Annotated in this window: 18 protein-coding genes and 1 pseudogene; 2 read left to right on the top strand and 17 right to left on the bottom strand. The window is 59.3% G+C overall.

Features of this window, described 5'->3' with window-relative positions; translation table 11 throughout:
- Window positions 1-12: 12 nt before the first annotated feature.
- The 5 genes from lpdA to ACZ5RG_RS05800 all read right to left on the bottom strand — a co-directional run bounded on the left by lpdA (window position 13) and on the right by ACZ5RG_RS05800 (window position 8,556).
- Complete coding sequence (gene lpdA, locus ACZ5RG_RS05820) at window positions 13-1,440, bottom strand: dihydrolipoyl dehydrogenase (protein WP_312260103.1); 1,428 nt, start codon at window positions 1,438-1,440, stop codon at window positions 13-15.
- A 59-nt stretch (window positions 1,441-1,499) separates the two neighbouring features.
- Window positions 1,500-2,756: a 2-oxoglutarate dehydrogenase complex dihydrolipoyllysine-residue succinyltransferase gene (odhB, locus tag ACZ5RG_RS05815; RefSeq protein WP_464448009.1), complete on the bottom strand. Its 1,257-nt coding sequence runs from the start codon at window positions 2,754-2,756 to the stop codon at window positions 1,500-1,502.
- A 44-nt stretch (window positions 2,757-2,800) separates the two neighbouring features.
- A complete protein-coding gene (locus ACZ5RG_RS05810; protein WP_298603270.1) occupies window positions 2,801-5,668 on the bottom strand; it encodes a 2-oxoglutarate dehydrogenase E1 component in 2,868 nt (955 codons plus the stop codon).
- 209 nt (window positions 5,669-5,877) lie between these two features.
- Window positions 5,878-7,776: a propionate--CoA ligase gene (locus ACZ5RG_RS05805; RefSeq protein WP_464448008.1), complete on the bottom strand. Its 1,899-nt coding sequence runs from the start codon at window positions 7,774-7,776 to the stop codon at window positions 5,878-5,880.
- A gap of 174 nt (window positions 7,777-7,950) precedes the next feature.
- Window positions 7,951-8,556: an isochorismatase family protein gene (locus ACZ5RG_RS05800; RefSeq protein ID WP_298603275.1), complete on the bottom strand. Its 606-nt coding sequence runs from the start codon at window positions 8,554-8,556 to the stop codon at window positions 7,951-7,953.
- A gap of 90 nt (window positions 8,557-8,646) precedes the next feature.
- Here ACZ5RG_RS05800 and ACZ5RG_RS05795 point away from each other — a divergent pair, with 90 nt between their 5' ends.
- The gene (locus ACZ5RG_RS05795) at window positions 8,647-9,354 is read left to right on the top strand and encodes a VOC family protein (RefSeq protein ID WP_298603278.1); all 708 of its coding nucleotides are present in this window, start codon (window positions 8,647-8,649) and stop codon (window positions 9,352-9,354) included.
- A gap of 10 nt (window positions 9,355-9,364) precedes the next feature.
- Here ACZ5RG_RS05795 and ycaO read toward each other — a convergent pair whose 3' ends face one another.
- The 4 genes from ycaO to ACZ5RG_RS05775 all read right to left on the bottom strand — a co-directional run bounded on the left by ycaO (window position 9,365) and on the right by ACZ5RG_RS05775 (window position 15,213).
- The gene (gene ycaO / locus ACZ5RG_RS05790) at window positions 9,365-11,110 is read right to left on the bottom strand and encodes a 30S ribosomal protein S12 methylthiotransferase accessory factor YcaO (protein ID WP_312260099.1); all 1,746 of its coding nucleotides are present in this window, start codon (window positions 11,108-11,110) and stop codon (window positions 9,365-9,367) included.
- Window positions 11,107-11,622 (bottom strand): hypothetical protein, encoded by a 516-nt coding sequence (locus tag ACZ5RG_RS05785; protein WP_315235382.1) that lies wholly within the window; start codon window positions 11,620-11,622, stop codon window positions 11,107-11,109. The genes ycaO and ACZ5RG_RS05785 overlap by 4 nt, the downstream gene beginning before the upstream one ends.
- A 101-nt stretch (window positions 11,623-11,723) precedes the next feature.
- Window positions 11,724-13,823, bottom strand: coding sequence for a RecQ family ATP-dependent DNA helicase (locus ACZ5RG_RS05780; RefSeq protein WP_464448007.1), 2,100 nt, complete (start codon window positions 13,821-13,823; stop codon window positions 11,724-11,726).
- Window positions 13,824-14,031: 208 nt separating this feature from the next.
- Window positions 14,032-15,213 carry a YbfB/YjiJ family MFS transporter gene (locus tag ACZ5RG_RS05775; protein ID WP_464448006.1) on the bottom strand — a complete coding sequence of 394 codons (1,182 nt, stop codon included), beginning with the start codon at window positions 15,211-15,213 and terminating at the stop codon, window positions 14,032-14,034.
- Window positions 15,214-15,514: 301 nt separating this feature from the next.
- On the opposite strand from ACZ5RG_RS05775, the gene ACZ5RG_RS05770 reads away from it, so the two are divergent.
- Window positions 15,515-16,135: an excisionase family DNA-binding protein gene (locus tag ACZ5RG_RS05770; RefSeq protein ID WP_464448005.1), complete on the top strand. Its 621-nt coding sequence runs from the start codon at window positions 15,515-15,517 to the stop codon at window positions 16,133-16,135.
- Window positions 16,136-16,152: 17 nt separating this feature from the next.
- On the opposite strand, the gene ACZ5RG_RS05765 is transcribed toward ACZ5RG_RS05770, so the two are convergent.
- The 8 genes and pseudogenes from ACZ5RG_RS05765 to aceA form a co-directional block, all read right to left on the bottom strand.
- Window positions 16,153-17,064 (bottom strand): LD-carboxypeptidase, encoded by a 912-nt coding sequence (locus ACZ5RG_RS05765; RefSeq protein WP_464448004.1) that lies wholly within the window; start codon window positions 17,062-17,064, stop codon window positions 16,153-16,155.
- A gap of 15 nt (window positions 17,065-17,079) precedes the next feature.
- On the bottom strand, window positions 17,080-18,450 hold the full coding sequence (gene tadA, locus ACZ5RG_RS05760) for a tRNA adenosine(34) deaminase TadA (protein WP_464448003.1): 1,371 nt from the start codon (window positions 18,448-18,450) through the stop codon (window positions 17,080-17,082).
- Window positions 18,447-18,797, bottom strand: coding sequence for a hypothetical protein (locus tag ACZ5RG_RS05755; protein WP_464448002.1), 351 nt, complete (start codon window positions 18,795-18,797; stop codon window positions 18,447-18,449). Before ACZ5RG_RS05755 ends, tadA begins: the two co-directional genes overlap by 4 nt.
- A 3-nt stretch (window positions 18,798-18,800) precedes the next feature.
- Window positions 18,801-19,457, bottom strand: a complete 657-nt coding sequence (locus tag ACZ5RG_RS05750) for an FMN-binding negative transcriptional regulator (RefSeq protein WP_464448001.1) — start codon at window positions 19,455-19,457, stop codon at window positions 18,801-18,803.
- A gap of 206 nt (window positions 19,458-19,663) precedes the next feature.
- A complete protein-coding gene (locus ACZ5RG_RS05745) occupies window positions 19,664-20,419 on the bottom strand; it encodes a hypothetical protein (RefSeq protein ID WP_464448000.1) in 756 nt (251 codons plus the stop codon).
- A gap of 53 nt (window positions 20,420-20,472) precedes the next feature.
- Window positions 20,473-20,700, bottom strand: a pseudogene (locus tag ACZ5RG_RS05740) (isocitrate lyase); the annotation flags it as partial.
- Between the two features lie 148 nt (window positions 20,701-20,848).
- On the bottom strand, window positions 20,849-21,487 hold the full coding sequence (locus tag ACZ5RG_RS05735; RefSeq protein ID WP_464447999.1) for a nuclease-related domain-containing protein: 639 nt from the start codon (window positions 21,485-21,487) through the stop codon (window positions 20,849-20,851).
- A gap of 170 nt (window positions 21,488-21,657) precedes the next feature.
- On the bottom strand, window positions 21,658-22,989 hold the full coding sequence (aceA, locus tag ACZ5RG_RS05730) for an isocitrate lyase (RefSeq protein ID WP_298601473.1): 1,332 nt from the start codon (window positions 22,987-22,989) through the stop codon (window positions 21,658-21,660).
- Between the last annotated feature and the right edge of the window lie 50 nt (window positions 22,990-23,039).

Below are 23,039 nucleotides of genomic sequence, written 5' to 3'. Positions count from 1 at the left end.
CGCGTCATGGGCTCAGAAGTTCAGTGTGCGCTTGTCAACGGCCAAAGCCGCTTCTTTGGTCGACTCGCTCAAGGACGGGTGTGCGTGGCAGATGCGGGCAATGTCTTCTGCGCTGGCGCGGAATTCCATGGCCACCACGGCTTCGGCAATCAACTCAGATGCCATCGGGCCCACAATGTGAACGCCCAAAATCTCGTCGGTTGTGGCGTCGGCCAGCATTTTCACCATGCCGGTCGTATCGCCCAAAGCGCGTGCACGGCCATTGGCCAGAAACGGGAACGAACCCGCCTTGTACGCCACACCGTCGGCCTTGAGTTGCTGCTCTGTACGGCCCACCCAAGCGATCTCGGGACTCGTGTAGATGACCCAGGGGATGGTGTTGAAGTTGACATGCCCGTGCTGGCCAGCAATGCGCTCGGCCACGGCAACGCCCTCTTCTTCGGCTTTGTGCGCCAGCATCGGGCCACGCACCACATCGCCCACTGCCCAAACGCCAGGCAAGTTGGTTTTGCAGTCGCCGTCCACCACAATCGCGCCGCGCTCGTCCAGCTGCAGGCCCACAGCCTCGGTGTTCAAGCCGATGGTGTTGGGCACTCGGCCAATTGAAATGATCAACTTGTCAGCGTCCAGCACCACAGCTTCGCCTTTGGCGTTGGTGTAATTGACGGTCACGCCCTTTTTGCTGTTGACGATCTCGCCGACTTTGACGCCGAGTTCGATCTTCAGGCCTTGCTTGTCGAAAGCCTTTTTGGCTTCTTTGGCGATTTGCTCGTCCACCGCGCCCAAGAAAGTCGGCAGACCTTCGAGGATGGTGACTTCAGAGCCCAAACGACGCCAGACCGAGCCCATTTCCAGACCAATCACGCCGGAGCCGATCAGGGCCAGCTTTTTGGGCACAGTGCCCACGCGCAAAGCACCGTCGTTGGACAGCACATTGACTTCGTCAAACGGCGTGCCGGGCAAAGCGCGTGCATTGGAGCCGGTGGCGATGATGACTTGCTTGGCCGTGATGGCCTCTTCGGTCTTGCCGGCCACGTTGATGGTGTAAGCGCCTTCGGCTTGACCCGCGAAGCTGCCGCGACCATGGAAGAAGGTGACCTTGTTTTTCTTCAACAGGTACAAAATGCCGTCGTTGTTTTGCTTCACGACGTTGTCCTTGCGGGCAATCATCTTGGCCACGTCCATCTTCACGTCTTTGGCGCTGATGCCGTGCTCTGCGAAGTGGTGATTGGCGTGGTCAAAGTGCTCGCTGGACTGCAGCAAGGCCTTGGAGGGGATGCAACCCACGTTGGTGCAGGTGCCACCAGGCGCTGGGCCACCAGCTGCGTTTTTCCACTCGTCGATACAGGCGACTTGGAAACCGAGTTGCGCAGCACGAATGGCTGCAATGTAGCCACCGGGGCCACCGCCGATGACAACGACGTCGAATTGTTTGCTCATGGGATAGGTCTTCTGGATGAAAAACGCCCCCTAGGCAGGGGGCATTCAAAACAAGGGAATCAAATGTCGAACAGCAGGCGGGCTGGGTCTTCCAGCGCCTCCTTCATGGCCACCAAGCCCAGCACGGCTTCACGGCCGTCGATGATGCGGTGGTCGTAAGACATCGCGAAGTAGTTCATGGGGCGAACCACGACTTGGCCGTTTTCCACCATGGCACGGTCTTTGGTGGCGTGAACGCCCAAAATGGCCGACTGGGGTGGGTTGATGATGGGGGTGGACATCATCGAGCCGAAGGTGCCACCGTTGGAGATGGAGAAGGTGCCGCCGGTCATTTCTTCGATGCCCAGTTTGCCGTCACGGGCTTTGACGCCGAACTCGGCAATCTTCTTCTCGATGTCGGCAAAGCTCATTTGGTCGGCGTTGCGCAAGATAGGCACCACCAAACCGCGTGGCGAACCGACCGCGATACCGATGTCGAAGTAGCCGTGGTAAACGATGTCGTTGCCGTCCACCGAGGCGTTGAGCACGGGGAATTTCTTCAGGGCGTGCACTGCGGCCTTGACGAAGAAGCTCATGAAACCCAGCTTGACGCCGTGTTCCTTCTCGAAACGATCTTGCATGCGCTTGCGCATGTCCATGACCGGGGCCATGTTGATTTCGTTGAAGGTGGTCAAGATGGCGTTGGTCGATTGCGATTGCAACAAACGCTCGGCCACGCGGGCACGCAAACGGGTCATGGGCACGCGCTGCTCTGGGCGATCGCCCAATGCCACGGTGGGGGCTGCCACTTGGGCCAACACCTTGGTCGGTGCACCTGTGGGGATCACAGCGGCGGTTGACTTGACGCCACCGACCACGGCAGACAACACATCACCCTTGGTGACGCGGCCATCTTTGCCGGAACCGGCAACCGAGCCAGCAGCCAGGTTGTTGTCAGCCATCAGCTTGGCGGCAGCGGGCATGGCCACGCCAGCCATGTTGCCACCCGTGGCTGGGGCAGCGGCCACAGCAGCAGCAGCAGCGGGGGCTGCGGCCGGAGCGGCGGCGGCTGGTGCAGCGCTGGCGCCTGCTTTGCCTTCGGTGTCGATGCGGGCAATCAGTTGCTCAGCCGCGACGGTGCCACCGTCAGCGACAAGGATTTCACAGATCACGCCAGCAGCAGGTGCAGGCACTTCGAGCACGACTTTGTCGGTTTCGATTTCGATCAGGATTTCGTCAGCAGCAACAGCTTCGCCGACTTTCTTTTTCCACTGCAGCATGGTGGCCTCGGCCACGGACTCGGACAGTTGGGGTACTTTGACTTCTACGATAGCCATTTTGAATTCTCTTTAAAGGTTAAACGCAAGGTTGTTCTGGAAGATCACTTGGTCAGCACGAAGCCCTTGAGCTTCGAGAAGGCCGCTTCGATCAGTGCTTTTTGTTGGTCTTGGTGCAGGTGTGAATAACCCACCGCTGGCGATGCAGACGCTGCGCGACCGGCATAGCCCAGTTTTTGACCTTCGAGCATGTTCTCGTGGATGTTGTGCTGGATGAAGAACCAGGCACCCTGGTTTTGTGGCTCGTCCTGGCACCACACGATGTCGGTGGCGTTGGGGTACTTCTTGATCTCGGCCGCGAAGGCTTTGTGTGGGAAGGGATAGAGCTGTTCCACGCGGATGATGGCGGTGTCGTCAGCGCCTTTGGCTTCACGCTGTTTGACCAGGTCGTAGTACACCTTGCCCGAGCAAGCGATCACGCGCTTGACCTTGTCGGCTTTGAGCGGCTTGTTCTCAGGGATCACGGTCTGGAAGCTGCCTTTGGTGAACTCGGACACCGGCGAAGTGGCGTCCTTGTTGCGCAGCAGCGACTTGGGCGTGAAGATGACCAGTGGCTTGCGGATGTCGCGCACCATTTGGCGACGCAGCACATGGAAGATCTGGCTGGCCGTGGTCGGCTGCACGATCTGCATGTTGGTGTCGGCAGCCAGCTGCATGAAGCGCTCAACGCGTGCCGAGCTGTGCTCAGGGCCTTGGCCTTCGTAGCCGTGTGGCAGCATCAAGGTCAGGCCGTTGACACGGCCCCATTTGACTTCGCCAGAAGCGATGAACTGGTCGATCACGACCTGTGCGCCGTTGGCAAAATCGCCAAACTGCGCTTCCCAGATCACCAAAGTGCTGGGGTCGTTCGAGGCATAACCGTACTCAAAACCCAGCACGGCTTCTTCGGACAGGATCGAGTCGATGACGACAAACGGCGCCTGCTTGTCAGAAACGTTTTGCAGTGCAACGTAAGTGCCTGTGTCCCACTTTTCACGCTTTTGGTCGTGAATCACGGCATGGCGGTGCGTGAACGTGCCACGGCCACAGTCTTCGCCTGACAAACGCACGGGGTAGCCGCTGGCCACCAACGATGCGAAAGCCATGTGCTCGCCCATGCCCCAGTCCACAGGTGTGTCGCCACGGCCCATGGCTGCGCGGTCGTCATAGACCTTCTTGACCAATTGGTGCGGTGTGACCGATTCAGGAATGGTGGTGATCTTCTCGGCCAAACGCTTCCAGTCGGCCAAGGGGATGGAGGTGTCACCCGCGTCGGTCCACTTCTTGCCCATGTAAGGCGCCCAGTCCACGGTGAACTTGGTCTTGAAGTTGGTCAGAACAGGTTCGGTCGTGTTTTTGCCAGCGTCCAATGCCGCACGGTAGGCCTTGGCCATGTCGTCGCCAATGGTCTCGCCCAAGCCTTGTGCAGACAGCTTGTCTGCAAACAACTTGCGCGTACCCGGATGGCTGGCGATCTTTTTGTACATCAGCGGCTGGGTCAAGGCAGGTGTGTCCTGCTCGTTGTGGCCCAGTTTGCGGAAACACACCACGTCCAACACGACATCTTTCTGGAATGTCATGCGGTATTCCAGCGCCAATTGCGTGGCCAGCACGACCGTCTCTGGATCGTCCGCGTTGACGTGCAGCACAGGTGCTTCGACCATCTTGACGATGTCGGTGCAGAACACGCTGGAACGCATGTCGCGGGGGTCAGAGGTGGTGAAACCGATCTGGTTGTTGATGATGATGTGGACCGTGCCGCCTGTGGAGTAACCACGGGTTTGGGCCAAGGCCAGAGTTTCCTGGTTCACACCTTGACCGCCGAAGGCCGAGTCACCGTGCACCAACACGGGCAGCACTTGCTTGCCCAGCGGGTCATCACGGCGGTCCATGCGGGCACGCACCGAACCCTCAACCACGGGGTTGACGATTTCCAGGTGCGAGGGGTTGAACGCCAGCGACAGATGGACGGGGCCACCCACGGTGTTCACGTCCGAGCTGAAGCCCTGGTGGTATTTCACGTCACCGGCAGGCAGGTCTTCGGGGGCGGTGTGGTCGAACTCGGCAAACAGGTCCGCAGGCAATTTGCCCATGGTGTTGACCAGCACGTTCAAACGGCCACGGTGGGCCATGCCAATCACGACTTCCTGCACGCCCTGAGCACCGGCGGACTGGATCAACTCGTCCATGGCGGCAATGAAGCTTTCGCCACCTTCGAGCGAGAAACGCTTTTGGCCGACGTATTTGGTGTGCAAATAACGCTCCAGACCTTCGGCTGCTGTCAAGCGGTCGAGGATCTGTTTTTTCTTGTCAGCGCCAAAGCTCGGCTTGCTGCGGATGCTTTCGAGCTTTTGCTGCCACCAGCGCTTTTCAGCCTGCTCGGTGGTGTACATGTACTCAGCACCCAGCGTGCCGCAATAAGTCTCGCGCAGCGCATTGAGCAGCTCGCGCAAAGACATGTTGTTTTTGCCGAAAAAGGTGTTGCTGGTGTCGAACACGGTTTCCTGGTCGGCGTCAGAGAAGCCGTAGAAAGCGGGGTCGAGATCAGGGATGTTGGGGCGCTCGGTGCGCTTGAGCGGGTCGAGGTCAGCCCAGCGCTGGCCCACGTTGCGGTAAGCGGCGATCAGCTGCTGAACAGCGGTGCGCTTGCGGCCCATTTCGACGTTTTCACTGGCCATGACCACTTTGGTGCCGCCGGCTTTGGCGCGTTCGGCAAAAGCGTTGATGACGGGCAAATGGGGAACGTCTTTGGCGTTGGAGCCGTCCACTGCAGGAACGTGCTGGAGGGCATCGAAGTATTCGCGCCACGAGTCGGGCACGCTGCCTGGATTGGCCAAATAGTTTTCATACATCTCTTCGACATAGGGGGTGTTGCCCCCGAAGAGATGGGTATTGCCTGAGTAGGCAGAGTAGACGGAATTTGTCTCGCTCATATTTCGCTGACCTCCGTTTCCCTCGGGGAAACATTAGTTGGTTGAGATTTACCTTCCGCGACACGGCTGAACCGGTTGGCGGATGCGACTGTGGCAGGGGAAGGGCCTGAGTACAGCGCGCATTGTGCCATGGCTTGTCCGATGTCTAACTTACAGGTTCAAGAAGCATGGATGAAAAAAGACCCCGCCAACGGCGAGGTCCTGTGTCATCACGCTTTGATCAGATCCACGATCTGCTGCAAGGCAGCAGGATCGTCCATCGTGGTCAGATCACCAGGATCGCGGCCTTCGGCCACTGCCTGAATCGCGCGGCGCAACAATTTGCCACTGCGGGTCTTGGGCAAAGCCGTGACAAACAGCACCCGCGAAGGCCGGGCCACCGCGCCCAGTTGCGAGTCCACCACTTTCATCACTTCGGCTTCGAGCGCCTTGCGTGCTGCGGCGTCCGTCAAGCCCGAAGTGTCCTTGGCAATGGCAAAAGCCATGGCCACTTGGCCCTTGAGCTGATCAGCCACACCGACCACCGCCACTTCAGCGATGTTGGAGTGGCTGGAAATGCTCTCTTCGATCTCGCGGGTGCCCAGGCGGTGACCCGCGACGTTGATCACGTCGTCGGTACGGCCCAAGATGAAGAAGTAGCCATCTTCGTCCCGCACCGCCCAGTCAAAGGTGCTGTAAACCAGTTTGCCCGGCACGGTTTTCCAGTAGGTTTTGACGAAACGCTCGTCGTCGCCCCAAATGGTTTGCAAGTTGCCCGGTGGCAGTGGGCCTTCGATGGTCAACACGCCCTTTTGATTGGCGCCGGTCAACTCTTCGCCAGTCTGATCGTCGACCAGCTTGACGTTGTAGCCATAAACGGCCTTGCCGGGCGAGCCAAACTTGCTCGCGGCTTTTTCGACGCCATTGCAAATCGTCAAAATCGGCCAACCGGTTTCGGTCTGCCAGTAGTTGTCAATGATGGCCTTGCCGTTCAGGCCTTCAGAAATCCACTTGGCGGTGGGCTCGTCAAGCGGCTCACCGGCCAAGAACAGCGCTTGCAGGCTGGACAAATCGTATTTGGTCAGCAGCGCGGGGTCTTGCTTTTTGAGCACACGGATGGCCGTGGGCGCGCTGAACATGACGTTGACCTTGTACTTCTCGACCAGGCTCCACCAGATACCGCCGTCGGGTCGGATGGGCAGGCCTTCGTACATGATGGTGGCCATGCCGCCAATCAGCGGGCCGTAAATGATGTAGCTGTGCCCCACCACCCAGCCGATGTCGCTGGTGCAGAAGAACGTGCCGCCGGGCTTGCCCTGGTAAATGTGAGGAATGCTGGAGGCCAGTGCCACGGTGTAGCCACCCGTGTCGCGCTGCACGCCTTTGGGCTTGCCGGTCGTGCCCGATGTGTACAAGGTGTAACTGGGGTGCGTGGATTCAACCCACTCGCAAGGCACCACCGTGTCCATGTGCTTGGCACGCTCGGTGGCGTAATCCACATCACGGCCAGCCACAGGGGCAAACGCCACCAGCTTGCGGTCGACCATGATCACGTTGGCGGGCTTGTGGGCCGATAGCTTGATGGCTTCATCCAGCAGTGGCTTGTAAGGCACGCCTTTGCCGCCACGCGAACCGGCATCGGCGCTGATGATGACTTTGGGCGAAGCGTCTTCGATGCGGGTGGCCAGCGAGTGCGAGGCAAAACCGCCAAACACCACCGAGTGAATGGCCCCCAGACGGGCGCAGGCCAGCATGGCAAACGCCGCTTCCGCGATCATGGGCATGTAAATCAGCACGCGGTCGCCCTTGACGACACCCAGGTCTTTCAGAATCGCCGCCATGCGCTGCACCTCGGCGTGCAGGTCGCGGTAGGTGTAGGTTTTTTCCTGATCGGTTTCGGTCGAGACAAAGATCAGGGCAGGCTGATCGGCACGCTCGGCCAAGTGACGGTCTACCGCGTTGTGGCACAGGTTGGTTTCACCACCCACAAACCATTTGGCAAACGGCGGGTTGCTGTAGTCGCAGATTTGCTGCGGCTGGACTTTCCAGTCCACCCGTTTGGCCTGCTCGGCCCAGAAGGCGTCGCGGTCGTTGATTGAACGTGCGTGAAAGTCAGCAAAGCTGCCCATGAAAGTCTCCTGAATGCCTGCAAATTGAATTCCGGGAGGGTGCGCCGCAAGCCGGTCACCGCTCTTCTGAATTCATAATTATGGGCAGAGGACTTGCAACAAGCTGACTTTAGGCCACGCAAGCCTCAGCGCACGGCAGGTTTCAGTCCAGGAAACCGGCCTGCGCTGCAAGGATCACTTGAACAGGCTTTGCAGCAGCTTGAAGTCGGGGTGCTCGGCGGTGCGGACCCACTCAAAAGCCACCATCTCGGCGGTCACCAGCTCAGCCCCAGCCCCGGCCAAACGGTCATACGCCGCATCGCGGTTGCGTTCGGTGCGCGAGCTGCAGGCGTCGGTCACGACCCAAACCTCGAACTCGTCTTCGAGCAGATCGAGCGCGGTCTGCATCAGGCAAATGTGGGCTTCGCAACCCGCCAGCACGATGGTTTTGCGCTCTTCAGCACCGGCTTGGGGCTTTTGCAAGTGGCGCGGCAAGCTGCGGGCATTGCCACGCGGGGCCTGCACGGGTTCGGGCTGCAGCCATTCGCCCAAGCCCTCCTCCACCGCGCTGAACTGCATCTTGGCCAGCACTTGACGGCAGTGGCTGCGGATTTCGGGCGGCATCTCACCCAGTCGTGACGGGTTTTGCTCGGTGCCCCAAGTAGGCACCGCAAGCGCTTGAGCCAAGGTGGCCAAGCGGGCGGCATTGGCCCAGACCGCATCGGCGTCCAGCATCACGGGTTTCAAACGGGCCTGGAAATCCACCAGCACCAATTGGCTCTCATCTGCATCCAACAACATATCGGCATTCCATTCTGTAATGGCCGTGATTGTCGCAGGAGGCAGGGCGGGCATCCGTTATGCTCAAAGAAACCCCCAACCCCACAAAAAATGAAAACACAAATTGATCACCTGGTGGTGATGGCCTCAACGCTCGATGCGGGCGTGCAATGGTGCGAAGAAACACTCGGCATCACGCCAGGCCCAGGCGGCGAACACGAAAAATACGGCACACACAACCGCCTGTTCAAAATCGCTTCGCCCAAATTCCCCTTGGCTTACTTTGAAATCATCGCCATCAACCCGGCAGCGGTCATTCCCAAACGTTCGCAAGTACCGCGCTGGTTTGACATGGACAACAAAGCCTTGCAAAAAGCAGTGGCAGAGCAGCCACGCCTGGTTCACTTTGTGGCAAGCACCGACGATGTCAAGGCGGCCCGGCATGTGTTGCGCACCCAAGGCATCGAACGCGGCCAGGTGGTGCATGCCAGCCGCAAATCGAGCAAAGGCACGCTCAACTGGCAAATCACCGTGCGCGAGGACGGTGAGCGGCTATTTGACGGCTGCATGCCCACCCTGATTCAGTGGGGCAAGCCCGATGCCACCGAGCCGCTGCGCCTGCACCCGCGCAACAGCTTGCCACGCTCGGGCGTGACCCTGCAAAGTCTGGCCGTGAGCCACCCCAGCGCGGCCAAACTGCAAGCCGCTTATGAATCTCTTGGCCTCGAAGGCCTGGCCATCGAGACTGGCGCGGCCAACCTGGTGGCCACACTTCAGACCCCAAAAGGTCTGGTGCAGTTGCAAAGTCTCGGGGTTTAAGAGGGCACTCTCAGCGCTCAAAGGCCTGCGCCTTCAGCGCTTGCACCTTTCCATACGCCGTCAGCAGTTTCTGGTGCATCGCACAACCGTCCATCTGCAAGCCGGGTGCCGAAATGCCCATAAATCGGTCGGTCTGCGCAATCAAGGCTTGTGCCTGGCCCACGGCAGCCGCGCCGTACAGCTGGCGCAAAGCGGTCAAATAAGGGCCCGTATTGCCGCCGTCTGAAAGCTGAATCAGGGTCTCGACACAGGCGTAAACAGCCTGGCGCTGCGGGCTGATTTGGTCAAAGTGGCGAATCCACTCGCAGCCTTCCAGCGTGGCTTCCTCGTTGCCCGAGGCCAGCGCCAGCAGGGTCTTGAGTTCGCCCACGCGCAAGTCGGCCCAAAACGAGCCCACATCGGCCACCATGCCAATGACCGCCGCCACCGGGCGCTGATCGGCCAGGCTGGACTCGTTCAGGCTGGCCAGCAAATCTTCGCACTCTTCGTCGTCCAGATCGGTCAGGTTCAAGATCGCCTCGCGCATCGGGTTGGCGATGCTGTTGTTCTCAAAATCCAGATCGTCCACCGGGTAAATCTCGGACATGCCGGGCACCAGAATGCGGCAGCCGTAAACCCCCAAATGCTCAAAGTCCGCGATGTAAATGTCAAAACCTTCTTGGTGGATTTTGTTGACCGACCACTCGTAATCCTGCGCCGTGGTGGTGGCAAAGTTCCAGTCCACAAACACATGGTCCGGAATTTCGCTCAAAAAATCCCAGTGGATCACGCCACTCGAGTCCACAAAATGGATCTCGATGTTGGTCGCACTGGCTGCCTCTTCCAGGTCAAACGTGGGCGGCGGAAAGCCCTTGAGCGTGTCCAGCGCCCGGCCTTGCAACAACTCGGTCAGCGCCCGCTCCAGCGCCACTTCAAAGCGCGGATGCGCCCCAAAACTGGCAAAACAACCTTGGTCTTCGGGGTGCAGCAAGGTCACGTTCATGACCGGGTATTGCCCACCCAGCGAAGCGTCCTTGACCAAGATGCCGAAGCCCGCCGCCCGCAATGCGGCAATGCCGGCGGCGATGCGCGGGTAACGCTTGATGACCGCTTCGGGCACGTCGGGCAGGCAAATGCCCTCGCTGATGATCTTGCCCTTGATGTAGCGCTCAAACACCTCTGACAGCGCTTGCGTGCGGGCCTCGGGCGCGGTGTTGCCCGCCGACATGCCGTTGCTCACATACAGGTTGCCAATGATGTTGACCGGAATATAGGCCGTGCTGCCGTCGCGCTGGCGCACGTAGGGAATGGTGCAAATCCCGCGCTCGTCGTTGCCCGAATTGAACTCGACCAAGCTGCGGGCCGGGATGGTGCTGTCGGGGTTGTAGAAGGCGTGCAGCTCTTTGTTCAGGATGCCCTGCGGCCAGACACCGTCTTCGGGCAAGTCAAACCAGCGCTCTTGCGGGTAATGCACAAAGTCGTGATGGGCGACCTGTGGGCCGAGGTAGTAATGGGTCCAGAAATAATTGGTCGACAGGCGCTCAAAAAACTCGCCCAACGCGCTGGCCAGACAAGCCAGACGCGTCGCGCCCTTGCCGTTGGTGAACAAGATCGGGCAATCGCGGTCGCGAATGTGCACCGACCAAATGCCATCGACCGGGTTGAGCCAGCTTTTCTCTTCGATGTGAAAGCCCAACGCTTGCAGCTTGGCCTGCATGGTCTGAATGGTGGCTTCCAGCGGGGCGTCTTTACCGAGAATATAACTTTGCGGATTCACGACAAGTGCCTTGTTTTAAGGGTGCCCGGTTTGGCAAAGTCGGCATCGACCCAAGCTTGGGCACTTTGGCGGTTGAGTTTGAAACCGGCCTCGACCTTGATTTCTGCCAAAACGTCACCGCCTTCGTCCTGCGCAGTCAGCGTCGCGTAGGGGCTGTCCTCGTCGGGCACGATGTCCAGCAACACCGTCACGCGGCCCATCTTCGGCCCTTGGCCGTTCACCGTCACAGATTGGTGCAACTGGGCGTGCAGCTGTTGCTCACTGCGGCGCACAAATTCGCTGGCCGTTTTCACCAGTGTGATGAAGGCGTTGCCATCCAGCGGTTTAGGGTTCTTTTTGTCGCGCCCCATGGTCCACGGGCCAATCAGCGCCGCCTCGGACTCGCCATCCTTGTACATGGCCACCGCCCAACCGTCGTCATCGTCGTTTTTGATGATCTTGGCCGTCCATTTTTCATTTTGCCAAAGGCGAGGTTCCTGGAGCAGGGGCGTATCTTGGGTGTCGTCGGTCATTGTGAAATTACAAAAAAATTTGTGCTGATCATGCACCAAGGTGTACAGGAGTTCGGCACCTTCAAGTCCGCAACCGAGGCCGCATGTGACAGAAACCACCATCAGGGCCGCAAATGCAAAGCCAGCAGCAGCACCTGGCTGACGCCCTGCTCGCGCAAAAGGGCTGCCGCCACGGTAGCCGTCCAGCGGCTTCGAACATCGGTGGCCACCAGCAGCACCGGTCCGGCGGGTATGGCCGCGTCCCCCGCCCAGCGAATGGCCGACTCCAGATGCGCCACCACGGGCGTGGACGCCGCATCGTCTGGCGCTGGCCCACCCGTCCAGCTGAAACCGTCTTGCAACAACAAGCGCCCCTTTTGGGCAATGTGTGCGGCCAAGCGGCGGTTGCCCGCCATGTCGGTTGCAGGCAGTGGCACCACGCACACCGGGCGTGCCGGCCAAGTTTTGGCCCAGCGCCCCAGCATGGCCACCGCCCCGGCCAGCAACTCGTCAGGCACTTCACCCGGCGCAGCTTGGCGCAAAGCCTGCAATTCGGCGACCCAGCCCGGATCGTCGGCAAAAGCCACGGCACGCCCAAGGTCAAAGCCCCGAATCGCGCCTTTGCGCCCTACCCCGGCGGGCCAGCGTTTGCGCGGTTCGATGTCCACGTCCATGCCCCGCAAAAAGTCGCGGGCGGCGAGCAATTTTTCTGGCGAAGGGGCCAGCCCCGGATACGGCAAATGCCCCGTGCACACCGAGCAGCGGCCACACGGCGCGGGTGATGGGTCGTCCAGCGCGGTCTGCAAATACGCCATCAAGCAGCCTTGGCCGTGCGCGTACTGGCGCATGATGTCCGCCTCTTGCTGGCGCACTTGGGCCAGCGCCGACCATTTGGCGCTGTCATGCACATAAGGCACACCCGTGGCCCGCCAGGCGGAACCGTCTTTGTCGACCACGCCCTCGACCGCCAAAATTTTCAAAAGCGCCTCGAGCCTGCCTCGGCGCACGCCCGTGTCGGCTTCGATCTCGATCAGGCTGCGGCCATCGCCATCCAAGCTTTGCAGCACTTTGGCCGCCGTTTGGGGGTCGGGGATCGAGGCGGTGGCAAAGTAATCCCAGATGCGCTCGTCTGCATCCGACGGCAGCAACACCCCTTCGGCATGCGCCACCGCACGCCCTGCCCGCCCCACCTGCTGGTAATAAGCCACCGGGGTCGATGGCGAGCCCACATGCACGCAAAAGCCCAAGTCGGGCTTGTCATAGCCCATGCCCAGCGCCGAAGTGGCCACCACCGCCTTGACCTGGTTGTGGCGCAAACGGTCTTCCACTTGGAGACGGGTGTCGGCATCGATCTGCCCGGTATAGGCATCGACCGCGAAGCCGCAGCTGCGCAAAAACGCTGTGAGCCGCTCGGCCTCAGCAACCGTCAACACATACACAATGCCCGAGCCGGGCAACTGCGCCAGCGCATCGGCGATCCAGGCGTAGCGCTGCAAAGGCGTCAAGCCCGGCACCACCGACAACGTGAGCGATGTGCGGGCCAGCGTGCCGCGAAAAGTCACCGTGCTGACGCCCGATTGCGCTTGCAATTGAGCGCCTATGTCGAGCGTGACGCGCTCATTGGCGGTGGCCGTGGTGGCCAACACGCTGGCCGTGGGGGTTGACAGCAGCGCCCGCGCCAAGCGCTGGTAGTCGGGCCGAAAATCAAAGCCCCAATCGCTGATGCAATGCGCCTCGTCGATCACGATCAGGCCCACGCGGGCCAACAAAGCCCCCAGCCTCGCCGCAAAACGGGGGTTGCCCAAGCGCTCGGGCGAAACCAGCAGCACATCGATCGCATCGGCATCGAGTTGTGCAAACACCTCGTCCCAATCGTCCACATTGGTGGAGTTGACCGTGGCCGCCTTCAAACCCGCACGTTCGGCTGCCGACACCTGGTCGCGCATGAGCGCCAACAAGGGCGACACCACCAACGTGGGGCCAGCGCCCGTGCTGCGAATGGCATGGGTGGCCGCCCAATACACCGCCGACTTGCCCCAGCCTGTGGCCTGCACCACCAACACGCGCGAGGCGGGTTGCAACACGGCGTGCACGGCGTCCACCTGATCGGCTCGCGGCAGTGCAGCTGGCCCGGCCAAGCGGGCCAGGATGGTGTGCATGTGGTGCTCGGCAAAGTCGCGGCTTGGCGACGCTTGCGCCTGCAAGTGGCTCGGTGTGTTCATGGGCTCCCCTGTCCGCCTGGTTTGGCGTGTTTTTGATCAAGGCCGATTGTGCAACGCAGACACGAGGCGGACCCCCCCGGTCCGCTCCTCAAAATGCGCTATCCCAAGCAAGTCAAGACAGGTTGTCATGCCTTGGCCAAATGCGCCTCTAGGCCCCGACGCGGCGTGGCACCAATCTTGAAAAAAGGCACATTCACGCCCAAGCGCATCAGGCTGCGGACTTTTCTTCGGGCAAGGTCGCCAGCAAGGCCATACCTGCGGCCATGACGCCTGCCGTCAGCCAAAGTGCGCCTTTGAAGGTGCCCGTGGCTTGCGCCATGGCACCCGCCACCACAGGGGCCAGCATTTGGGCTGCGCCATAGCTCAAAGTCAGCCGGGCCATGGCCTTGCCCGGGTTTTGCGGGGCTCTGCGGCCCACCAGGGACAGTGTCATGCTGACGATGCCAATGAAGGTGGCACCGTAACCGATGGCCCCCATCAGCGCAGCCGCCAAAGAACCCGACACAGCGGGCAAGACGACCGACAGCGTCTGCAAGCCAAAGGCCAACAGCAAGGCCCGCGTGTCGCCCCAACGGCGGGCCACTTTGTCCCACAAAAAAACCGCAGGCATGGCCGCCAAACCCACCAAGGCCCATGCCAAGGCGCCCTGCCCGGCCAAAGCGGGTTCGCGCTCGACAATGGCCACCGTGAAGGTGGCGCTGATGACAAAACCCCAGCCTGCCGCAAAGTAGCTGCCGGCCATGGTCAGCATCCAGCGGCGCGAAATCAGCGGCACCGCTGCGCCTGACACTGCTGGCGCGGGGGCTGGCGGCACAGGCGGCCGCCACAACCAGGCTGGCACAAAGAAAACCAGACCGATGGCTGCAAAGGCCAGCCACTGGTCAGACCAACGCGTCCAATAAAACGACAAGGCCCAAGCCCCGGCGGCAGAAACCACCACGCCCAGACCAATGCCGATGAAATACAGCCCCAGCTCAGGGCGACGGCCCTGCCGCATCAACCACCCCAGCACCAAGCCCGAGCCCAGCAGCATGCCGGCGGCACCACTCAATCCCCCCAAATAACGGGACAAAGCCCAAGCCGGCATCCAGGTGGTGAGCGCCATGGCGGCGGTGGTCAGCAAGGCCAGCCACAGGCCCAGGCCATACAAGCGATGTCGCCACCGGCTGTCATCGATCCAGGCCACTGCCAAGGCCCCCGAGATGTATCCCGCGTAGTTGATGGCAGCCAGCCCGCCAGCAGCGGCGTCGGTCAGCCCTGTTTGCAACTGCATGACGGGCAGCAAGGGCGTAAACACAAAACGGGCCAGCCCAAGAGTCAACACCAGACCGCAAATGCCGCCCGTGATGACTTGCCAGGGTTGTAAAGGGGAGGTGTGGGCGTCAGACATGGGTTTGGCATGTTAGCGGACTGGGGTGATTCGGCGAGTCACCCTCGCTGCGCGACCCATCTGTGAAAATAATTGTGATTTTTGTTGATTTTTTAACAAATTCAATGCAAACATCCCCAATTGGGGATGTTCTTGAAAATTTATTGGCCTGAAAATGTCAAATGTAAGAATTGTGGAAGTTTTGTTGATTCGGGATTCAACTCAACAGACCCACAGACCGTGCTGAAACGTGTGCATGCCAAGCCCATCGGTGGCAGCCACAGCCCCAAAATATTGAACCGTTCATTTGAGACCCCCCGACATGTCTACAGAGACTGAGACGCTAGAACCCGAAATTGCTGAATTTGTAACCAGCTCCCAAGCAGCCAAACGCCTGGGCTTGTCGATGGCGACCATCCAAAAACTGGTCGACAACAACATCTTGCAGGCCTGGAGAACATTCGGCGGTCACCGCCGCATTGCCATGTCGTCGGTCTTGAACTACCAAAACGCCAACAGCTTTGAAAAGATCACGCGGCCTGCGTCAGATCGTCTCTATAAAGTGGTGATGGTCATTGAGTCGCAAGAGCTGGCCACCCGCCTGCGCAAAGAGGTTGCGCAATGGGGTTTGCCTGTTCAGGTCTCATTTTTTGAATCCTTGACCGAGGCTTTGCTGGAGTTGCTGAACGACAAGCATGAGTTGCTGGTGGTTCAAACCACTGCCCCCAGAAAAGAGCAAGAAAAGTTTCTGGAAATTTTGCAAAAATTCATCAACTCTCGGCACACCGTGGCCCACACCTTGGTCTTGAGTCGAGAAGAAGACTTGGTGGCAGCTTTGAACCCCGATGCAAACCCTGTCAGCGTTCAGGTGCTCGACAAAGACTTGTCACCCCTTTGGATGTCAGCATATCTGGCGGGATTTGTCGCCCAGCGGCGCGGCTAAGCCAGCCAAACAGCCACTCAAATGTGGCCCCAAACCATCAAGGCATCACGCCCTTCGGTAACAAGGTCCACCTTGGCGCCCACGGGCAGCAGCACCTTGGTTTCGACGTGGCCAAACGGCAGGCCGGTCAACACAGGCGCCTTGATCTGCGTGCGCAGCCAGTCCACCACGGTGGCCAGCTTGAAGCCTTTGTCGTGCGCTGGCACCAGTTTGTAGTTGCTGAATTGCCCCACGAGCACCGCCTTTTGCTGGGCCAACACGCCCGCATGCAAAAGCTGGGTGAGCATGCGTTCGACGCGATAAGGGTGTTCGCCCACGTCTTCCAGGAACAGCACACCGCCCTTGACCTGCGGAAAATACGGTGTGCCCAGCAATGAAGTCAGCACCGTCAGGTTGCCGCCCCACAGCGGCGCGTCTTTGACCAACACCCGGCGTTCGGCCTCGGGCTTGGGCAGTTGCCAGCCGGTACCCTCGCCTTGCTCCAACAACAGGTCGTCAAAGCACGCTTGCATGATGTCGTCGGGCTCTTGGCTGGGGCCAAAGTCTTCGCCCAAAGCAGGGCCTTGCCAGCTGATGCGCCCGGTTTTGGCCAACACCGCTTGGTTGAAGGCGGTGAAATCGCTCAGGCCCACAAACTGCATGCCGCCATCAATGGCTTTGGCAATGGCCTTGTAGGGCAAGGCGGGCAAGATGCGCGTGAGGCCGTAGCCACCGCGCGAGATGAGAGCCACATCAGCGCCACTGGCGGCGGCGCGGCCAATCGCTGCGATGCGGGTGGCGTCATCGCCCGCAAAGCGCATGTGGCTCGCCAACGCGGCTTCATCGACTTCCACCTGGTGCCCTTGGGCTTGCAGGCGTTTGAGGCCCCGGCGAAAAGCGGCTTTGTCACGCACTGCGCTGGACGGAGAAAAAATGTAAATGTGGGCCATGGGCTGTGTTCTTTTTCAGGGCTTGAAGTGTCGCACAGCCGCCTCGGCGATCGCCCTGCCCTGCTCCTGCACAAAATGGCCCGCATCGGGCAGCAGCATGGGCTCGGGGCAGCCACGGATCTGACTTTGCAAATGGCGCATCACCGACTCGCCCAGCACCGGGTCTTGCTGGCCAATTGCCATCAGACTTTGGCCTTGCCAATCGCCTTGCCAAAAGGCTTGGGCTTGGCGCGAAATGGCCGCGCCGGGCGCATCGGCCAGGGCCGGCACCATGGGCGGAAAGGCCCTGAGCGCGGCGCGAAAGCCTTTGTCTGGGAATGGCGCGTTGTAGGCCGCTGTCTCAGCGGGCGTCATGCGGGGGTTGCCCCGCGCAAACAGCTTGCCCACATCGAACTGCGGCTGGCTTTGGCACCAGTCGCGCCAGGCCAAAAAGCCCGCACTCAGGGGCTGCTCGCCCGTGGCCAAGGTGGTGTTCATGACCAGCAGGCCCTTGTAACGCTCTGGCGCGGCCATCGGCAAGGTCAGGCCCAAGATGCCGCCCCAGTCTTGCACCACCAACACCACGCGCTGCAGATCCAGCCGCGCCAGCAAATCCAGCAAGGACTGGCGGTGCGTTTCAAACTGGTGAAAGCTGTCTTTTTTGGGCTTATCGCTTTTGCCAAAGCCAATCAGGTCGGGCGCCACCACGCGGTGCCCCGCCGCCAGCCAGACCGGGATCATCTTGCGGTAGAGGTAACTCCAGGCCGGGTTGCCATGCAGGCACAGCCAAGTCAGTGGCGCGTCTTGGGGGCCTTCGTCCAGGTAATGCATGCGCAGGCCAGCGATGCTGGGCAGGTCATTCACGTAACGGGGCGGCCAAGGGTAGTCAGGCAAACCGGCAAACGCCGCATCGGGCCTGCGCAGCGCGTCTTCGCGCACGGGGTCGGCGTTCACGCGCTTGGGTTTGAAAAAATCTTTGAGCAACTGAGCACACGCATCGGCCAGCACCCCGCCCGTCACCTGCGTCTGGTGGTTCAACTGCGTGTGGCCAAACAGGTTGAGCACCGAGCCAGCCACGCCGGTGCGCGGGTCGGCTGCGCCAAACACCACACGGTCTACCCGCGCGTGCAGCATGGCCCCACTGCACATGGCGCAAGGCTCCAGCGTCACATACAGGGTGCAGCCGTCCAGTCGGTAATTGCCCAACACACGGGCCGCTTCGCGCAGGGCCACCACCTCGGCATGCGCGGTGGGGTCGTGGCTGGCGATGGGGGCGTTGCGCCCGGTGGCGATCACCTGGCCGTTCTTGACAACCACCGCCCCCACAGGCACTTCGCCTGCGTCTGCGGCCAAGCGGGCTTGGTCCAAGGCCAGACGCATGCCGTGCTCATCGTTCAAGGACGTCATGCGTCAACGTCCTCTTCAAAATGAAAGCGGTGCAAAAAACGGTGCAGCACGGGTGCGCCCAACACGCCCACGCAGATCAGGGCCACAAAGCCGCTGTACAGCGCATAAGTGCCGGAAAACAATTTGCCCGCCATGCTCAGAGGCTCGCCCACCGGCCCCATGCCAGACAAAATCATGGCGGCACTCAAATAGGCATCCACCCAGGACATGTTTTCGAACTCGTGATAGCCGAACATGCCTGCCAACAACGACACGCCAATCAACAACAAAGCCAGACCCACCGCTCCGATCAAACGTCGGTGGTAAGCCGCCCGGGGAATCAGGGGTTTGCTGTAGTGTTCAAACATGAGTCATACCTTGCTTGGGGTCTGTGGCAGCAAACCGAGATCTTCCATCCAACGGGCCAAAGTCTGTTCGGTCGAAGTGCCTGCGGCATACGCGGCATGCATGGCGACATGGGCTTCGGGGCGGTGCTGGTTGAGTTTGACGGCGCATTGCAAATCTGCGATCTGCATTTCAAAAGCCACAATGCCGTTCAGCATGGCCGTGGTGTAACTGGCGGGCAATTCACGCCATTGCTGTGCATAAGAAGGCTCGTGGTCGGCAATCAGGCACTTGAGCAAACGATCCCGGTCGGCCTGTGGGTCGATGATGCGCACCTGCACCTTGGCCTGGACCGCCAGATAAGACCAGGTGGGCACGCGCTGTTTGTCGGCATAAACGCCCGGCGACATATAGGCCTGCGGCCCCATGAAACTGACCAATGCCTGCGATTGCGAGGCCAGCAACTGCGCATGCGGATTGGCCCGTGCACAGTGGCCCAACAAAACGCCATGTTCGGACGCCGATTCACCCCACAGTGACACCGCTTGCCAGTGCAGCGGAATGTGGCTGAGCACCGGAAAGCCGTCGTCGCCCACCGACACGATGGACGCCAAAGGATGCTCGCGCATGATGCGCTGCGCGATGGCTGGATCGGTGTTGTTGAATTGTTTGGGCAGGTACATATCAGGATGAATGTACCAAAACAAAGGCAGCCGACGGTGCCCTTGTGGCGGACCGCAGTGACTGTGTCAATAACAGCGATCGTCACTTCGTGTGAAAAACGGTTCGATTTCTTGCTCATGGCTCCATCTTCTAAAAGTGTGGGGCCTCCTCAAAACTCGGGGCGATTCACCATGGCCCATTTGCTGGGCAATCCGGCCTTCATACTTCATTTCTCCAAGCAAAGATAAGGAACCTTCGCTTTGTCGCAGGTCGTCTTGATCACATCCTCACGAGTCGGCACCTTCTGCCCACACAGGTCTGGATTCTCTTCACCCTGCCCCATGGCCAGCAATAGCGTATTGAAATCCTTCATAGTTTGACAAGCATCGTAAATGTCCATGGTTGTCATGGCCAGTGTCACACCGATGCCAACAATAGGGACTGCCTCACTGGGAATCGAAGCCAGATTTCTAGATATGCCTTTGGCAAGCCGCTTGTGAACAACACCCACCGTAGCTTTAGCCTGCGTACCATTCAACTCAATCTGCTGTGCCAGTTTCCGATTCTTGACGTGGACGTCCTCCAGTTCCTTGGCCTGGAGCCTGTTCTTCGCATCCAGATCAGCCGTCTTTGCTTTGACGGTTTGGTCCAGCTTCGCCTTGGGACTGTTTGCCAATGCACGATCTGCCACGGCCTGACCGCCAATGGAAAGGACGCGCCATAAAGCGCTGTGCATCCAGTCATGGGCACCAGCACTCACCAGACTGGCAACATTGCTTACCAGCAAGCCCACCAGGGAAAAGGACACCAACAGCGTCTTGAAGGCCAAGAATCGGTGCCATAGGTTGGGCTTCTGGGGTGTAGTGGTATCACGGTACATCGGCTCTCCTGTCCTGCCTGAAGGGTAAAACATTTTTTGCATGTATGGATCGCCCACAAACCCACCACCTTCCCACGCAAAAAAGCCACCCAAGGCTTTCACCTCAGATGGCTTTTCTACCCACCGGGCACCCACCTAAGGGCACCCAAAGTCGATCAGTGGAACTGCTCTTCTTCAGTAGAACCCGTGAGGGCTTTCACAGAAGACGAACCGCCCTGGATCACGGTGGTCACGTCGTCGAAGTAGCCCGCGCCGACTTCTTGCTGGTGCGACACGAAGGTGTAACCCTTGTCGCGGGCTGCGAACTCGGGCTCTTGCACCATTTCTGTGTAGTGCTTCATGCCTTCGCCACGGGCGTACGCGTGGGCGAACTGGAAGGTGTTGATTCTGCCAACCCTCTCGAAAAATCCAATAATTTCATCAGCTTAGTGCCGGAAACGCCCATCCATTTCAGTACCACTCTCCGCCCCCTCAAACTCACACTGTTCAAAGGTCACTATTTGTGCCCTTTGATCCGTTGCAAAGAAACCCTCAGTCTCGGAGTCCATGTCGTTGACGCAAATAACTCACATGATCCAAATCAGTCCGACCAGTGACTGCAAGGCGTGCCGTCTCAAGTCGGCCAACACAAAACTGCATGCGATTGGTCGTCATAACTTCATCATTGCAGCTGCGAAGGTGATCAAGCAGTTCCGGGATACTGAATACGCCACTTGGTTTATCCGTCTTAAACTCAGCCTCACCAGCAAAGACCACCAATGACTGAATTGCATCAGCAGGTAAAAAATCAAGAAGTTCTCCCACAGCCTTCAAGTGAAGCCTGTTCTGAACAAGAGGATTTTGAAATCTAAACTTAACTTTGAAGAGCACTTGCGTCCATTGCGCGTGTTGAGAATTTGCAAAAATCCAACCTTTGTAATTCTTTGTCTCAATCACAAAGACACCAAACCGAGAAACCAAGATGTGATCAACCTGAGTGGTCCCATCCTTCAATTTCAGCGTGATGTGGTTCAACAGGTGGTAATTCGACGATCCGAATTTCGCTTGAATTGCATGAGAAACAAGCGATTCACCACGATTCTGAAATGAATGCGATCGGTAACGGGCGAACCCATATCCAAGCAAACATCCAATTGCCAGCGCACCAAGAATGTATGAATAGTTGATCACAGTTCAAATATTCTACGAGTCTGCCGAAGACTCGAATCAGGCTTCGCCAATCCACCCGCCTCCGCCCCCCCTCAACGAAAAAAGCCACCCAACACAAATGTGTCAGATGGCTTTTGGGAGCAAATGCCTTTTCAGGCACGCTTTAATTCAGCAGAAGGCAGCGCAGCTGATCAGTGGAACTGCTCTTCTTCAGTAGAACCAGTGAGGGCTTTCACAGAAGACGAACCGCCCTGGATCACGGTGGTCACGTCGTCGAAGTAGCCCGCGCCGACTTCTTGCTGGTGCGACACGAAGGTGTAACCCTTGTCGCGGGCTGCGAATTCAGGCTCTTGAACCATCTCGGTGTAGTGCTTCATGCCTTCGCCACGGGCGTACGCGTGGGCGAACTGGAAGGTGTTGAACCAGTTGATGTGGATGCCGGCCAGCGTGATGAACTGGTACTTGTAACCCAAAGCCGACAAGTCGTCCTGGAAGGAAGCGATTTGGCTGTCGTTGAGGTTTTTCTTCCAGTTGAACGATGGCGAGCAGTTGTATGACAGCAACTTGCCAGGGCATGCGGCATGCACGGCTTGAGCGAATTCGCGTGCAAAGCCAATGTCTGGCACACCGGTTTCGCACCAGACCAAGTCGGCATAAGGCGCGTATGCAACACCACGGCTGATGGCTTGCTCCAAGCCGTTCTTGACTCGGTAGAAGCCTTCTTGTGTGCGCTCACCGGTCAAGAAAGGTTTGTCGTTGGCATCGTGGTCCGACGTGATCAAGTTGGCGGCTTCTGCATCGGTACGGGCCAACACGATGGTCGACACGCCCATGACGTCGGCTGCAAAACGGGCAGAGATCAATTTTTCGCAGGCTTCTTGTGTTGGCACCAAGACTTTGCCGCCCATGTGACCGCACTTCTTGACTGCTGCCAATTGGTCTTCGAAGTGCACGCCAGCTGCGCCGGAGGCAATCATGTTCTTCATCAATTCGAAAGCGTTGAGCACACCACCGAAACCGGCTTCTGCATCGGCCACGATGGGCAAGAAGTAGTCGATGAACTCTTTGCTGCCGGGTTCGATGCCACGGCCCCACTGGATTTCGTCTGCACGCTTGAAGGTGTTGTTGATGCGACGGACCATGGTGGGCACCGAGTCATACGCATACAGCGACTGGTCGGGGTACATGGTTTCGGATGTGTTGCCGTCAGCAGCCACTTGCCAACCGGACAGGTACACGGCTTCCAGGCCGGCCTTGGCTTGCTGCATGGCTTGACCGGCGCTGATTGCGCCGAAAGCATTGACGTAGCCCTTTTTGGCACCGCCGTTGATTTTGTCCCAGAGCTTCTCTGCACCACGCTTGGCCAAAGTGTGTTCAATGGGCATGCTGCCACGCAGACGCACCACGTCCGCAGCGGAGTAACCGCGCTTGACGCCTTTCCAGCGTGGGTTGGTCGCCCAGTCTTTTTCGAGGGCGGCGATTTGCTGTTCACGGCTCAGTTGTTGAGTGAGGTTGGCTGGCATGGTGGGACTCCTGAAGTCAAGTTGAAATCGGGCGATTTGGGCAGCGGATT

The sequence above is a fragment of the Limnohabitans sp. TEGF005 genome (assembly GCF_055394835.1).
The sequence above is the reverse complement of the archived record's forward strand: the minus strand, read 5'-3'. Positions and strand labels throughout refer to the sequence as shown.